Consider the following 13,126-nt stretch of genomic DNA (forward strand, 5'->3'; position numbering starts at 1 on the left):
CGACTTCGGCACTCGTTGACGGTCTGGGTTTTGCGCTCCCCGTCAGACCCTTCTCTCCACCATCATCTTCTTGATCTCGGCGATCGCCTTGGCCGGGTTAAGACCCTTCGGGCAAGTCTGCGCGCAGTTCATGATGGTGTGGCAGCGGTACAGACGGAACGGATCCTCGAGATTGTCGAGGCGTTCACCCTTGGCTTCGTCCCGGGAATCGATCAGCCAGCGATAGGCCTGCAGCAGCGTCGCGGGACCGAGATAGCGGTCGCCGTTCCACCAATAGCTCGGGCACGAGGTCGAGCAGCAGGCGCACAGGATGCACTCATAAAGCCCGTCAAGCTTCTGGCGGTCCTCATGGCTCTGCAGCCATTCCTTCGCCGGCTCCGGCGACACGGTCTTCAGCCAGGGCTCGATCGAGCGGTGCTGCGCGTAGAAATTGGTGAGGTCGGGCACGAGGTCCTTCACCACCGGCATGTGCGGCAGCGGGTAGACTTTCACGGCGCCGGAAATGTCGTCGCAGCCCTTGGTGCAAGCCAGCGTGTTGGATCCGTCGATGTTCATAGCGCAGGAGCCGCAGATGCCTTCGCGGCAGGAACGGCGCAAAGTCAGCGTCGGGTCGATCTTGTTCTTGATGTAGAGCAGCGCATCCAGAACCATCGGCCCGCAATCGTCCATGTCGACGAAATAGGTGTCGATGCTGGGGTTCTCGCCATCGTCCGGTGACCAGCGGTAGATGCGGTATTCGCGCAGGTTCGTGGCGCCTTCCGGCTTCGGCCAGGTCTTGCCCTCTTTGACCTGCGAATTCTTGGGGAGTGCGAGTTCGACCATTACCTGCGGTCCTTTCGGATGACGAGCTTCAGCCCGGACCAGATTTCATCGATTGCCGCGACCTTGACGTCGACCAGGTCGAGCTTGAGCGCCTCAGTGCGCACCACGTCCTCGGTCACGTCGGTCGGCACTTTGGATGCCTTTTTCGGCCATGACACCCAGATCATGCCGTCGCGCTTGATCGCGGCCTGCAGACGAACGAGACCGTCCTCGATCTCGCCGCGCTGCCTGGTGAAAGCGTGGACGACATCATGGCCGGTATCGGCCTCGATCTCCGCCCAGGCCGCGAAGCGCTTCACCGAGGCGAAGCGGACCGCATCGGCAAGCCACGCCAACTGCTCCGGCAAGGCCAGGAAGGCGGCATTCATGCCGTCCTTCAAGCCCAGCTTCGCCGCAAGCGGCGTGCCGGAGTATCCTGCGGCCGCCAGCGCCATTCTATTTCTCCGCGTGAACGTAGACGGCGTTCACAAAGCCCGTGCAACGACCATGCACGCGCACTTCAAATGCTTTGCCAACTTTTTGCTTCAGCTCGCCACCGACTGGGGGCTTTGCTAGGCATCTGATGTGCCCGACGTTCTTCGAGTAAAAATCTCTACTTGACGATTGGGCAGTCGCGGCATCTTTCCAAACGGGTATGTCGTTCACCATCTTCGCGGTTTTGCTGGAATTGTCATAGATATAGACCGTCTCAGCTGACGCCACTTGCGTCGCCAAGCCAACCAAAACCACCGAAGCGATCAGACCCTTTATCATCCTCTCAGTACACCCTGGCCTTCGGCGCGATCTTCGCCGGGTCGATGCCGCCCTTGTCGACCGGCAACTGGGTTTCGGTGTGCACGCCGCGATAGGTCAGCGTCACCTTGCCGTCCTCGCTCACCTTGGCCAGCGTGTGCTTGCGCCAGTTGGCGTCGTCGCGCGCCGAGAAGTCCTCGCGGGCGTGGGCGCCACGGCTCTCCTTGCGCGCCTCGGCGCCATAGACGGTGGCGATGGCGTTGGCCATCAGGTTTTCCAGCTCCAGCGTTTCCACCAGATCCGAATTCCAGATCATCGAGCGGTCGAAGACCTTGATGTCCTTCAGTTCGCCCCAGATCGCGGAGATGCGCTTGCAGCCCTGTTCCAGCGATTCTTGGGTGCGGAACACGGCTGCGTCTTCCTGCATGGCGCGCTGCATCTTGTCGCGCAGCACCGCCGTCGGCGTGCTGCCATTGGCATGACGCAGACGGTCGAAACGGTCCATGATCTTTTCGAGCGAACGCGGATTGGCCGACGGCACGGACGAGGTGCGGTCCACCACCTGGCCGGCACGGATCGCCGCGGCGCGGCCGAACACGACCAGGTCGATCAGCGAGTTGGAGCCGAGGCGGTTGGCGCCGTGCACCGAGGCGCAGCCGGCCTCGCCGACGGCCATCAGGCCGGGCGAAACGCGGTCCGGGCTCTTGGCGGTCGGGTTCAGAACCTCGCCCCAATAATTGGTCGGCACGCCGCCCATATTGTAGTGCACGGTGGGCAAAACCGGGATCGGCTCGCGCGTCACGTCGACGCCGGCGAAGATTTTCGCCGATTCCGAAATGCCGGGCAGGCGTTCATGCAGCACGGCCGGGTCGAGATGGTCGAGATGCAGGAAGATGTGGTCCTTCAGCTTGCCGACGCCGCGGCCCTCGCGGATTTCCATCGTCATGCAGCGCGAGACGACGTCACGCGAGGCCAGATCCTTGGCCGACGGTGCGTAGCGCTCCATGAAGCGCTCGCCTTCCGAATTGACCAGATAACCGCCCTCGCCGCGCGCGCCTTCGGTGATCAGGCAGCCGGCGCCATAGATGCCGGTCGGATGGAACTGCACGAACTCCATGTCCTGCAGCGGCAGCCCGGCGCGGGCGGCCATGCCGCCGCCGTCACCCGTGCAGGTATGCGCCGAGGTGGCCGACAGATAGGCGCGGCCGTAACCGCCGGTCGCCAGCACCACCATCTTGGCCGAGAAACGGTGAATGGTGCCGTCGTCGAGGTTCCAGGCAACGACGCCCGTGCAGGTGCCGTCGTCGTCCATGATCAGGTCGAGCGCGAAATACTCGATGAAGAACTGCGCGTTGTTCTTCAGCGACTGGCCGTAGAGCGTGTGCAGGATGGCGTGGCCGGTACGGTCGGCCGCGGCACAGGTGCGCTGCACGGGCGGACCGTCGCCGAAATTCATCATGTGGCCGCCGAACGGGCGCTGGTAGATCTTGCCTTCCTCGGTGCGCGAGAACGGCACGCCATAGTGCTCGAGCTCGTAGACCGCGGCCGGCGCTTCGCGCACCATATATTCCATGGCGTCGACGTCGCCGAGCCAGTCGGAGCCCTTGACGGTGTCGTAGAGGTGCCACTGCCAGCTGTCGGGACCCATGTTCTGCAGCGATGCGGCAATGCCGCCCTGCGCCGCCACGGTGTGCGAACGGGTCGGGAAGACCTTGGTGATGCAGGCGGTGCGCAGCCCCTGCTCGGCCATGCCGAGCGTGGCGCGCAGGCCAGCGCCGCCGGCGCCGACGATCACCACGTCGAACTTGTGGTCCACATAGGTATAGGCGGAAGCTGCGCTGCCGCTTTTTGCGTCCTTGGCCAAAACGTCAGCCTCCGAATGCCAGCTTGAGCAGGGCGAAGATCGAGGCCACGCCGACCGCTATGGTGAAGAATGTGTTGAGGATCAAAAGCACCAGCTTGCCGCCCTCGCCGTGGACGTAGTCCTCGATGATGACCTGCATGCCGAGCCGCATGTGATAGAGCCCCGAAACCAGGACCAGGATCATCGCCAGCGCAACCAGCGGATGGGCCAGCGCGGCGCGGACCTCGGCGTATCCCGCGCCATTGATGGCGATGAGAAACCCGACGAAGAACAGAAGCAGCGGAATGTTGGCGATGGCCGTCAGCCGCTGGCGCCAGAAATGCATCGTGCCTTCGCGGGCTGAGCCCAGGCCGCGCACCTTGCCGAGCGGCGTGCGCATGTCGGAACGGTTGGCGCTCATCGTTCAGCCTCCCCGGACCATAAGGCCGACGACCCAGACGAGGATCGTCAGCACGACCGAAACGGCCAGCGTCGCCCAGGCGATCTTGGAGGCGGTGTGCTTCTCCAGCCCGACCCCGGTGTCCCAGATCAGGTGGCGGATGCCGCCCGCCATGTGGTGCATCAGCGCCCAGGTGTATCCAAACAACACCAGACGGCCGAACCAGGAGCCGAAGATTCCATTGACGAAATCGAAATAGGACTGCGGGCCGGCGGCCGCGGTCAGCCACCATGCGACCAGAAGCGTACCGAAATACAGCGCGCCACCGGTGATGCGGTGCACGATCGACATCGTCATGGTGATCGCCGGCCGATAGATGGTCAGATGCGGCGAAAGCGGTCTGTCTCGGGTGGCTGGTGAGTGGCTCATGGCTCCCCCGTTCGGCACTCTTTTCGGCAATGCAAACGCGGCATCGACGATGCGGAATGCGACTATGGACTGCCGGGTTCTAAAACGCTTTTTGCACCGCGTCAAAGCCAGAAAATCGTTTCGGAAAAGTCATTTAGTATGACGAATAAGCGCACCCGAGCCTTCAACCGATTGAACTTCTCGGCCCAGGGAAACCCTTCCCTTCGGCTGGCCCATCGGAAGTGAGCGCCAAGGATCAGCGCGTGCAGGGGATCGGCGTTGCATTGCCTTTCATGACCAGCACCTCGCGGCCGTCGATCACGATTGCGTCATGGGCAGCGCCGAATCGGCTGTTCTGCCCCGCCGGCGAAGCCGGCAGCTCCTCGCTGATGCCGTCCGGGCCGAGCACACGGATCGCCGTACCGACATTCTCGATCGTCATCATGCCGCCGTCGGCGCAATTGTAGGTGGCCGTGCGCGGCTGCGGCGTATCCTTCGCCACCAGTGTCGCCTTGGGCTGGCTGACTGCCGCAGAGGATGACGACTGCACCTTCGGGGTACCGCTGTTCATGCCGGGATGACCCGGTTCCGAGACACAGGCCGAGAGCGCGAAAAGCGCGATGAAAGCGGGCACAATTCGGGAAATCTGGCCTAGCGCCATGCGAATCCTCCAGGCGGCCAAACTAGTCGCGGTGGTCTCGATAGATCAAGCCATGACATTAACCATGTTAAGCAATGCCGCGCTTCGAAGCGCGGCAGCCTCTTAACAAAGGTTAAGAAAAGGTTAATTGTGCGATTCGTTGAAGCTCAGCTCGCCTCTCGAAGGAGGATGCATCATGCGTTCGAATTCCGCCGGATGGCGCATTGTCGGCCTTATGCTTGCCGCAACGGTGCTCGGCCAAGCGACGCCGGCATCGGCCCGGTCCAGCAACCGCGATCATGTCTATGCCGACTCGTTCGGCAACCTCGTCATCGACGGTGCTGCCGGCTACAAGCGGATTCTCGTCGGCGAAGGCGCGATGGCCAGGAAGATGGCCGACTATACGTCTGCCGGCCAGCCCAAGGTCAGATATCTCGATCGCTCCGGCTATTCCTCGGACGAACGCGACTGTTATCGGCCGCCGGCCTTCGTCAAGGGCCGCACCTATATGTACGGCCTGGCCGACGGCGAAATGCCGGAGATCAGTCCCTGCCGTTGAAGCCGTTGCCGGCTGGCTTGCCATTGGGCTTCGGCACCATGGCGATCGGCCCTGCCGCAACCCTAACCTGGTCGCGCCCGCTCTTCTTGGCGCCGTAGAGCGCTTCGTCGGCCCGGTTCATCAGATCGGCGAATGCCTCGCCGGGCCGAAGCTCGGCAACGCCGAAGCTTGCCGTGCAGCGATAGGTCTGCGGCAATCCCTTGATGCTCAGGGCGCTGAAAGCGCTGCGGGCTCCCTCCGCGAACAGGCGCGCCGTCGCCAGATTGGTGCCGGGGAGCATCACCGCGAATTCCTCACCGCCCAACCGCGCGGCAAGGTGGCTCTGTCCGGCCGCGTCGCGCAGGAATGAGGCGAAGATCTCGATGACGCGATCGCCATAGGCATGGCCGAAATTGTCGTTGACCAGCTTGAAATGATCGAGATCGGCGATCACGAGCGACACCGGCAACCCCTGCCGCGCCGCCTCGCGCAGCGCCACTTCGGCATGACGCTTGAAACCGCCGCGGTTGAGCAGTCCCGACAGCGTATCGGTCTCCGACTTCGATGTTGCCTCGGCAAGCACGTCCCGCACCAGGATGACCAGCAGCAACAGCGCGATGGCCATGGCAAAGACCGTGCCCAGCGACTGCGAGACCATGGCGTAGTTGGTTTGCAGATAGGCCTGGGGATCGGCGCCCCAGCCACCCAGCGCATGAGCGATCAGCGGCTTCGATGCAAACTGCAACGCACTGGCCGCGAGCACCGCCATCAGGAAAATATCGAGCTTGTCGCGCCGCTGCTTGGATGACCAGACGATCCAGAGGCCAATCAGCTGCATGGCGGCATAAGGAAACTGGTAGGCCATCATGCGGGGGAAGGATTGCCTGGGCAGGTCCTGCACGAAATAGACGATGACCGAGGTTGCCACCAGAAAGACGGTCATGAACCGCCATGGCGGATCGATGCCATATTTGTGCGCGAGCCCGATGTTAAAGATCAGCGTCGCGGCAAGGAAGACGGCAAAGGCGGCGACGACCGGCGGCGTTGCATAGTTGAACGCCGGAATGGAAAACTCCACCACGAAATAGGCCATGCCGACGGCATAGCCGAGTGCCAGCCAGCGAGCGGCGACGCGGCGCGTGTCGTAGGCGGCAATGGTCATGAAGGCCGCGGCCAGCAGGCCGGCCACGAACAGGTTGATCGCGAGGATAAAATTCGCACCGCTCATCGTGACAAATCTATCCGCAGCCTCAGGTCCGGTCGCAACGGTTACGTCAATTTAGCAAGAGCTGAATGTAGGGCTCCGAAGCGAACAACAGGTTAATCCAGCACTTGTCGCGCCATCGTCAGCCCGCGGCGGGCAAATCCCCCAACGGGGTTGGCGACGGTCTCTGGAAGGAGAGCCGGACGCTGTTGCGGCCATTCTGCTTGGCTTTGTACAGCGCTTCGTCGGCGCGCTCCGTCAGGGGAGCGAGTTCCTCGTCGCCAAAGCGCCCCGCCACGCCGAAACTGGCGGTCAACATGGTGCCGGTGGGCACCCCTTCCGGCACTTCCGAAGAGAAGGCGGTGCGCACCGTTTCGGCGAACAAGCGCCCGGCGACAAGATCGGCGGAAGGCAACAGCACGGCGAACTCCTCACCGCCGACGCGGCCGACGGCAGCGCGTGGCCCGGCCACCGCCTGCAGGCGCGCGGCGAAATTTGCAATCACGCGGTCGCCGACGGCATGGCCGAAGCGGTCATTGACGGCCTTGAAGTGATCGAGGTCGGCCAGCACCAGCGTCGCCGGCTCATTCAAGCGGGCGCAGCGCTCCAGCATCAAGGCGGCCCTCTGCTCGAAACCCCGACGGTTGAGCAGCTTCGAAAGCGGATCGGTCTCGGACTCAGCCTCCAGCTCCTTGATCGTATCCAAGGCAACGGCCGTGAGCAGCGTCAGCGCGATCAGCAGCGAGAACACCATTACCGAAAGGCTGGTGGTGAGCCAGTAGGACGAGGTTATCGGCGGCGATTGACCCGCATTGACGCTGTCGAACATGGCCACCGCGAGAGGGCGAACGAAAAAATCCGCCGCCCGCAGACCGGCGACCAGGACGATCATCCGGTCGATCACCGAACGCCGTTTGGCCTGGCGCAAACGCATCAAGGCGACCACGCACATGGCGCCGAGCCCGTAATTCACCGCGAAGACCCGCGCCGGGAAACTGGGCTGCGCGAAGAAGAACCACAGCAGGCAGCCCATGCCTGCCGCGACGCAAAGCAGGAGTTGCACGACGGGAACCTTGAGCCCCTGCCGCAGGATGATCGCCGCCGCCAGAAGAAACAGGGCGCCGAAGAACAGCGTGTTGGCGACGATCTTGGATGCAATCGGCCCAAGACCGAAGTCGAAGGATTGCAGCGTGAAACCGATGGCAACGGCGAGATAGCAGAGGCAAAGCTGCAGAACATAGGTGTTCTCGCGCCGGAATGACCACAGCACGAAGAAGGCCGTCGACAGCACCATCGACAGCACGGGATTGAGAAGAGAAATGAAAAGGCTCTGATTCACCGCCCGGTGCCCGACATCCCAGCCCTGCAAGGCTAGAACGAAGCGGCAAACAACGGGTTAAGCGACGGACCACAAAGGCGGCTTAATGACGGAAGAGGCGGCTTGGCGCCGTCAGCCGGTCGCCGCCAGCTCCTCCAGGATGCGCATTGCATCGTCGGCGCGATCGGCGGGCACGAAAAGATGGTCGTGATGGAATGCCGAAACCGGGTTCACGCCCATGCCGGCCGCCGCCAGGCGCGGCAGGATCGCGGCCAGGAAGCCGACCGCCCCCAGCGACGAATGAATGGACAAGGTGATCATCCGGCATGGGAATGTGCCAGCCAGGCCGGCGCCCCGCGCCGCGTCCTCTGAAAGGATGCAGGTCCAGCCTTCGTCTTCCCGAAACACCATGAGGGGCTGCACGCCGCCAGGCAATTCGTCGGCCAGGGGAATGGTCACGAAAACAAAACTATCGGGTTGCAGGATCGGCCGCATCGACCTCAGTAATGTCGTCAGATCCGTTTCGCCTGTCATGGCTGCGGCCCGCCGCTGGTCATCGGTTTTCTCCAAAGGTGAACCTATCGTTGGCCTGATGCGCAAACTCACCAGGTCACAAGCGGTTTTGCCCAGTATGAGCGGCGACCCTCGGCAAAAACGCAAGGGGCTTGTAGGATCGCCCGCCCGCCGACCGTCCTAGGAGCACTCTTTGTAAGTTTCAACAACCGGAGGGATTTCCATGGCTAACATTTCGCACACCGCAAACCCGCACATCGGCACCACGTCGCCCCGCATGGTTTGGGCCGGCCGCATCCTGAGCGGCCTCGTGATCTTGTTCATGATCTTCGATGGCGTCATCAAGCTGCCGCCGCTGGATGTCGTTCCGCAGTCGATGGCCCAGCTTGGCTGGCCGACCGACGTCGGCACGGCACGGCTTCTCGGCATCATCAGCCTTGCCGCCGCCGCCCTGTATGCCTGGCCGCGCACCGCCTTTCTCGGCGCCATCCTGCTGACCGCCTATTTCGGCGGCGCCATCGCAACCCATGTCAGGATCGGCAACCCGCTGTTCTCGCACACTTTCTTTGGCGTCTATCTGGGCATCATCATGTGGGGCGGCCTATGGTTTCGCGATGCCCGGCTGCGCGCTTTGCTGCCGTTTTCTCGTTGACGTCGGATATACAAACCCTGCCCGACTGCTCGATTTCGGATCGAATCGAATGCCAGCGCGTTAGGATCAGGCGGGGCGGCATACCGCGCCCGAGAGGAACGATCATGAAGAACGTCCTGATCCTGATGGCGATGCTCGTGCCGCTCGCCGCATGTTCGCAAACGGAGCGCGGCGCTGCGATCGGTGGCCTTGGCGGCGCTGCTGTTGGCGCTGCCGTCGCCGGCAATCCGGTCAAGGGCGCGGTCGTCGGCGGTGCCGTCGGCGCGGTTGCCGGCGCGCTGATCGGCAATGCGAACGAGCCGGGCAAGTGCCGCTATCGCGACCGCGACGGCCGCGTCTATGTCGCCAGCTGTCCCGACCGCGGCGGCTATTACAGTCAGGGCGACCCGGACTATCGCGACCGGCCCGGCGGCTACTAGCAGAAAGGCCGCCGCGCTGGACCCGCCGAGCCGGCGAAAACCCGTATACGCAAATAGGTCGGTCGCGACGCAATGTGTCGTGACCGACTGTTGTCTCCGGCGCCGAGGCGCTCTATGCCCGATCCGCCGGCTTGGCCGGTCGCGTTCGAGTAGCGGGGGCCATTATGATCGTGCGGCCGAAACCAGGGCTGTTGCAGCTCTTCTTCATCATGCGCGGTTCGATCGTACCGCGCATCCTGCCGCAGATTCTCGGCTTCGCCGCCTTTGCCGCCGCGGTGGTCGCGCTGGTGCGGCATTTCAACATCGAGCTCAGCGGCTTCACCATCGCGCCTTTCGGTCTGCTCGGCGTGACGCTGTCGATCTATCTGGGCTTCCGCAACAACGCCGCCTATGACCGCTGGTGGGAGGCCCGCAAATTATGGGGCCAGCTGGTCTACGACATCCGCAATCTTTCGCGCGCGGCAACCGGACTGATTGCGAACCGATCGGACCATCGCGCCCTGCTGATGGACTCCCTGGCCTTCTGCCACCTGCTGCGCGGACAGCTGCGCAAGGTGGACAGCCTGAACGAAGCGCGCGCGTTCATCGGCGATGCTGTCGACGACGTCGCTTTCACCAATCGCGCCGACGAAATGGTTAGGCGCATGGGCAAGCGCGCCGCCACGCTGCGCGAAAACGGCACGTTGGACAGCATCGGTTACCGCATTCTCGACGAGCGGCTATCGGCGATCGCCGCCATGCAGGCCGGTTGCGAGCGCATCGCCGGCACGCCCTTGCCCTTCGCCTATACGCTCCTGCTGCACAGGACAGCCTATGTCGTCTGCCTGCTGCTGCCTTTCGGCCTGGCCACCAGCGCCGGTTGGGTGACGCCGCTTTTCACCGCGCTCATCGCCTACACTTTCTTCGGGCTCGACGCGCTTTCGGAAGAACTGGAGGATCCGTTCGGCACGGAGGCCAACGACCTGGCGCTCGACGCTCTCTGTCGAGTTTGCGAGATCTCGGTGTATGAGGCGCTCGGCGAACCGCCACCGGCAATGCTGGCGGCGGAGAACTTCTTCTATTCGTAGGCCGTCGCGGCGACCGAGCCGCCTTTGCTACGCGACCTTGCTCTCGCCGTTGCGGTAGGTTTCGATGATCCGCGCCGCGCCAACGCTGTCGACGGGCGGGCTGAACAGGAAGCCCTGGATCTCGCCGCAGCGTTCTTGCCGCAGCAGTTCGAGTTGTGCGCCGGTCTCGACGCCTTCGGCTGTCGTGTCGATGCCGAGATTGGCGCCAAGGCCGATGATGGCGCGCACGATCGCCATGGATTCGCGACTGGAGCCGATGTCGCGCACGAATGAGCGGTCGATCTTCAGCCGGCTGAACGGGAAGCGCCTGAGATAGCTCATGCTGGAATAGCCGGTGCCGAAATCGTCGAGCGCCACGCGCACGCCGATTTCCCTCAGTTGCTGCAGCAAAGCGAGATTGGCGCCGGTATCGGCAAGCAGGACCGATTCCGTGATCTCGATTTCCAGCCGGGACGGATCCAGACCCGACATATCGATCGCGACGCGGATCGTCTCGGCGAACTGCCCCTGGCGGAATTGGACCGCGGAGGCATTGACGGCGATGATGAGGTCGTCAGGCCAGGAAGCCGCGCGCCGGCAGGCCTCGTCCAGCACCCAGCGACCGATCGCTTCGATCATGCCGGTTTCCTCGGCAAGCGGAATGAACTCCGCCGGCGACACCATGCCCCGCCTTGGATTGCGCCAGCGCACCAGCGCCTCGAAGCCGCGCAAGCCACCGCTGCGCAGCGATATGATCGGCTGGTAATGCAGCTCAAGTTCACGGTCGAAATCGGCGGAGCGCAGCTCGAGCTCCAGCGCGCGACGTTCGCGCATTTCGACATCCATCTCCGGCTCAAAGAAATGGAACGCGCCCTTGCCGTCGCGCTTGGACCGATAAAGCGCCAGATCGGCACATTTGAGCAAGGCTCCGGCTTCGCGCGCGTCGACAGGCGCCATCGCCGCGCCGAGGCTCGCACCGATCGAAAGCCTGTGTCCCTCGTAACCATGCGGTTCGGAGATTGTTTGGATGATGCGCCTGGCCAGCGTTTCGACATCGTTGCGGCCCAGCGCACCGCGCAGCAGCACGGCGAATTCGTCGCCCCCCAGCCGCGCGACCAGATCGGTCCGGCGCAACAGCCTGCGGATGCGCGCGGCCGTCTCGATCAGCAGCGAATCGCCCGCGGCGTGGCCAAGTGTGTCGTTCACGGCCTTGAAGTCGTCGAGGTCGATCAGGACGAGTGTGAATGGCTGGTGGCCCGCGACGGCGGTCGCCACCGCATCCTCGATCTCCTGCGAGAATGTCGTGCGATTGCCGACGCCGGTCAGCGGATCGTGGTGGGCCAGGAACGAGACGCGTTCCTCGGCGCGTTTGCGTTCGGTGATGTCGACGATGGTCGACAGCATCGCCGGCTGTCCACCGACGGTAATGGCGCGAGCATATTCGACGACGTCGAGATCGGCGCCGGTGGCGGTGCGATGGCGGACAAACCGCTCGCCGGAAACCGCCGGCCGATCGGCTGTGCCGGGCACCAGTTTGCCGATGCTCAGCGCCAGGAACTCGGCCCGGCTGCGGCCGTAGAGATTGAGCGCCGCGGCATTGACGTTGAGAAAGGCGCCGCCGTCGGCGCGCCGCACATACATCGGCACCGGGTTGTCGTCGAACAGCGAGCGGAACAGCATCTCGCGATTGCGGATTTCGCGGATGTCGGTCAGCGTTACCGCCAGAAGTCCTTCGGTCTCCGCCACACCGACCTGCAGCGAAATAGCCTCTCCGTCGAGCTCATATTCGAGTTCGAGCGAAGGCGCGGCGACGCCATGCGCACGCGCCTCGCCACATCGATCGAGCAAGTCCGTCAGCCTCTGGGCGGCACACGTTTCCGACAAAAGATGGTAGCGCATGGCTTCCGCGGAAACACCGAGCAGCCGCGCGGCGGCATCGTTCATGCTGAGGATCTGATAGTCGCGCGCTTCGCCGCTGGCCGTTTCCAGCGCGCTCAGCGCCATGATGCCTTCGTCGGTGGAGTTGATCAGCAATCTGGCAAGGTCGACCTGCGCTTTGCGCGGCCGTGCGAAGATAAGGAAATATTCGCCCGGCCAGCGGCAGGACAGCGGCAGCGCCAGCACCTCGACCGTCGACACCATGCCGTCGACGATCGAACGGCAAAGCGTCAACCGTGGCTTCGCCGCCAGACGCGAGAGATCGATGGCACCGGCAACGGCCCGCTGCAGGGCAAACGGCAGCGCGGAAAGCGAGACGGCGGGTTCGGCAAGCCCGGCAAGAGCGCCGAAGCGCGGCCCGGCGCGCAGAATGAACCCTTCGCGATCCGCCGCAATCCGCACCACCGCCATCTCGTCGGCGAAACGACCGACGCTGCCCAAGGCCAGTTCTTCGTAGGGCGGCAGGGCGTCGTCGACACAGGCCGCCTGCCAGCGCCGCAGCACCAGCCTGACGTCGTCGAATTCCGTTTCGACCCTGGTCGATGCCCGCGTTGGCGAGAACCCGTCGGGCTCGACCGGGTCACGCAGCGATCCTGCTCCCCCATTCAGCCCGTTTGCCCGCACCACCGTCAGCATCATTTGAGCCCGCCACC

The 13,126-nt window shown here is 63.7% G+C and carries 15 protein-coding genes; 4 read left to right on the top strand and 11 right to left on the bottom strand.

The window, feature by feature from the left end; genetic code table 11:
- Positions 1-42 precede the first annotated feature (42 nt).
- The 7 genes from AB4136_RS01395 to AB4136_RS01425 form a co-directional block, all read right to left on the bottom strand.
- On the bottom strand, positions 43-822 hold the full coding sequence (locus tag AB4136_RS01395; protein WP_024923119.1) for a succinate dehydrogenase iron-sulfur subunit: 780 nt from the start codon (positions 820-822) through the stop codon (positions 43-45).
- Positions 822-1,256, bottom strand: coding sequence for a DUF3052 family protein (locus AB4136_RS01400; protein WP_024923120.1), 435 nt, complete (start codon positions 1,254-1,256; stop codon positions 822-824). Before AB4136_RS01400 ends, AB4136_RS01395 begins: the two co-directional genes overlap by 1 nt.
- Before the next feature lies 1 nt (position 1,257).
- The gene (locus AB4136_RS01405; RefSeq protein ID WP_024923121.1) at positions 1,258-1,575 is read right to left on the bottom strand and encodes a hypothetical protein; all 318 of its coding nucleotides are present in this window, start codon (positions 1,573-1,575) and stop codon (positions 1,258-1,260) included.
- A gap of 4 nt (positions 1,576-1,579) precedes the next feature.
- Entirely contained in the window at positions 1,580-3,418 is a 1,839-nt protein-coding gene (gene sdhA, locus AB4136_RS01410; RefSeq protein WP_024923122.1) for a succinate dehydrogenase flavoprotein subunit, read from the bottom strand.
- A gap of 4 nt (positions 3,419-3,422) precedes the next feature.
- Positions 3,423-3,818, bottom strand: coding sequence for a succinate dehydrogenase, hydrophobic membrane anchor protein (sdhD, locus tag AB4136_RS01415; protein WP_024923123.1), 396 nt, complete (start codon positions 3,816-3,818; stop codon positions 3,423-3,425).
- A 3-nt stretch (positions 3,819-3,821) separates the two neighbouring features.
- Positions 3,822-4,226, bottom strand: a complete 405-nt coding sequence (gene sdhC, locus AB4136_RS01420) for a succinate dehydrogenase, cytochrome b556 subunit (RefSeq protein WP_024923124.1) — start codon at positions 4,224-4,226, stop codon at positions 3,822-3,824.
- A 235-nt stretch (positions 4,227-4,461) separates the two neighbouring features.
- Positions 4,462-4,866, bottom strand: coding sequence for a hypothetical protein (locus tag AB4136_RS01425; protein WP_024923125.1), 405 nt, complete (start codon positions 4,864-4,866; stop codon positions 4,462-4,464).
- Between the two features lie 175 nt (positions 4,867-5,041).
- Between AB4136_RS01425 and AB4136_RS01430 the strand changes: the two genes are divergently transcribed.
- Complete coding sequence (locus AB4136_RS01430) at positions 5,042-5,404, top strand: hypothetical protein (RefSeq protein ID WP_137900368.1); 363 nt, start codon at positions 5,042-5,044, stop codon at positions 5,402-5,404.
- On the opposite strand, the gene AB4136_RS01435 is transcribed toward AB4136_RS01430, so the two are convergent.
- From AB4136_RS01435 to AB4136_RS01445, 3 genes are all read right to left on the bottom strand, one after another.
- Positions 5,388-6,611, bottom strand: a complete 1,224-nt coding sequence (locus AB4136_RS01435; RefSeq protein WP_024923127.1) for a GGDEF domain-containing protein — start codon at positions 6,609-6,611, stop codon at positions 5,388-5,390. The genes AB4136_RS01430 and AB4136_RS01435 overlap by 17 nt on opposite strands.
- Before the next feature lie 118 nt (positions 6,612-6,729).
- Entirely contained in the window at positions 6,730-7,926 is a 1,197-nt protein-coding gene (locus AB4136_RS01440; RefSeq protein WP_024923128.1) for a GGDEF domain-containing protein, read from the bottom strand.
- Between the two features lie 111 nt (positions 7,927-8,037).
- Complete coding sequence (locus AB4136_RS01445) at positions 8,038-8,439, bottom strand: ACT domain-containing protein (protein WP_024923129.1); 402 nt, start codon at positions 8,437-8,439, stop codon at positions 8,038-8,040.
- A 202-nt stretch (positions 8,440-8,641) separates the two neighbouring features.
- On the opposite strand from AB4136_RS01445, the gene AB4136_RS01450 reads away from it, so the two are divergent.
- The 3 genes from AB4136_RS01450 (at position 8,642) to AB4136_RS01460 (ending at position 10,556) form a co-directional block, all read left to right on the top strand.
- A complete protein-coding gene (locus tag AB4136_RS01450) occupies positions 8,642-9,070 on the top strand; it encodes a DoxX family protein (RefSeq protein WP_024923130.1) in 429 nt (142 codons plus the stop codon).
- Between the two features lie 104 nt (positions 9,071-9,174).
- Positions 9,175-9,489, top strand: a complete 315-nt coding sequence (locus AB4136_RS01455; protein WP_024923131.1) for a YMGG-like glycine zipper-containing protein — start codon at positions 9,175-9,177, stop codon at positions 9,487-9,489.
- A 164-nt stretch (positions 9,490-9,653) separates the two neighbouring features.
- Positions 9,654-10,556, top strand: a complete 903-nt coding sequence (locus AB4136_RS01460; protein WP_024923132.1) for a bestrophin family protein — start codon at positions 9,654-9,656, stop codon at positions 10,554-10,556.
- Between the two features lie 27 nt (positions 10,557-10,583).
- Here the strand turns inward: AB4136_RS01460 and AB4136_RS01465 are convergent, their stop codons facing one another.
- Complete coding sequence (locus AB4136_RS01465) at positions 10,584-13,112, bottom strand: EAL domain-containing protein (RefSeq protein WP_137900367.1); 2,529 nt, start codon at positions 13,110-13,112, stop codon at positions 10,584-10,586.
- Positions 13,113-13,126: the final 14 nt, after the last annotated feature.

The sequence above is a fragment of the Mesorhizobium sp. 2RAF21 genome, assembly GCF_052115345.1.
GTDB lineage: Bacteria > Pseudomonadota > Alphaproteobacteria > Rhizobiales > Rhizobiaceae > Mesorhizobium > Mesorhizobium terrae.

Excerpts from the sequence above, each read along its gene's own strand:
- AB4136_RS01395 (WP_024923119.1), bottom strand. The coding sequence starts at position 822 with ATGGTCGAACTCGCACTCCCCAAGAATTCGCAGGTCAAAGAGGGCAAG.
- AB4136_RS01400 (WP_024923120.1), bottom strand. The coding sequence starts at position 1,256 with ATGGCGCTGGCGGCCGCAGGATACTCCGGCACGCCGCTTGCGGCGAAG.
- AB4136_RS01405 (WP_024923121.1), bottom strand. The coding sequence starts at position 1,575 with ATGATAAAGGGTCTGATCGCTTCGGTGGTTTTGGTTGGCTTGGCGACG.
- sdhD (WP_024923123.1), bottom strand. The coding sequence starts at position 3,818 with ATGAGCGCCAACCGTTCCGACATGCGCACGCCGCTCGGCAAGGTGCGC.
- sdhC (WP_024923124.1), bottom strand. The coding sequence starts at position 4,226 with ATGAGCCACTCACCAGCCACCCGAGACAGACCGCTTTCGCCGCATCTG.
- AB4136_RS01425 (WP_024923125.1), bottom strand. The coding sequence starts at position 4,866 with ATGGCGCTAGGCCAGATTTCCCGAATTGTGCCCGCTTTCATCGCGCTT.
- AB4136_RS01430 (WP_137900368.1), top strand. The coding sequence starts at position 5,042 with ATGCGTTCGAATTCCGCCGGATGGCGCATTGTCGGCCTTATGCTTGCC.
- AB4136_RS01435 (WP_024923127.1), bottom strand. The coding sequence starts at position 6,611 with ATGAGCGGTGCGAATTTTATCCTCGCGATCAACCTGTTCGTGGCCGGC.
- AB4136_RS01445 (WP_024923129.1), bottom strand. The coding sequence starts at position 8,439 with ATGACAGGCGAAACGGATCTGACGACATTACTGAGGTCGATGCGGCCG.
- AB4136_RS01450 (WP_024923130.1), top strand. The coding sequence starts at position 8,642 with ATGGCTAACATTTCGCACACCGCAAACCCGCACATCGGCACCACGTCG.
- AB4136_RS01455 (WP_024923131.1), top strand. The coding sequence starts at position 9,175 with ATGAAGAACGTCCTGATCCTGATGGCGATGCTCGTGCCGCTCGCCGCA.
- AB4136_RS01460 (WP_024923132.1), top strand. The coding sequence starts at position 9,654 with ATGATCGTGCGGCCGAAACCAGGGCTGTTGCAGCTCTTCTTCATCATG.
- AB4136_RS01465 (WP_137900367.1), bottom strand. The coding sequence starts at position 13,112 with ATGATGCTGACGGTGGTGCGGGCAAACGGGCTGAATGGGGGAGCAGGA.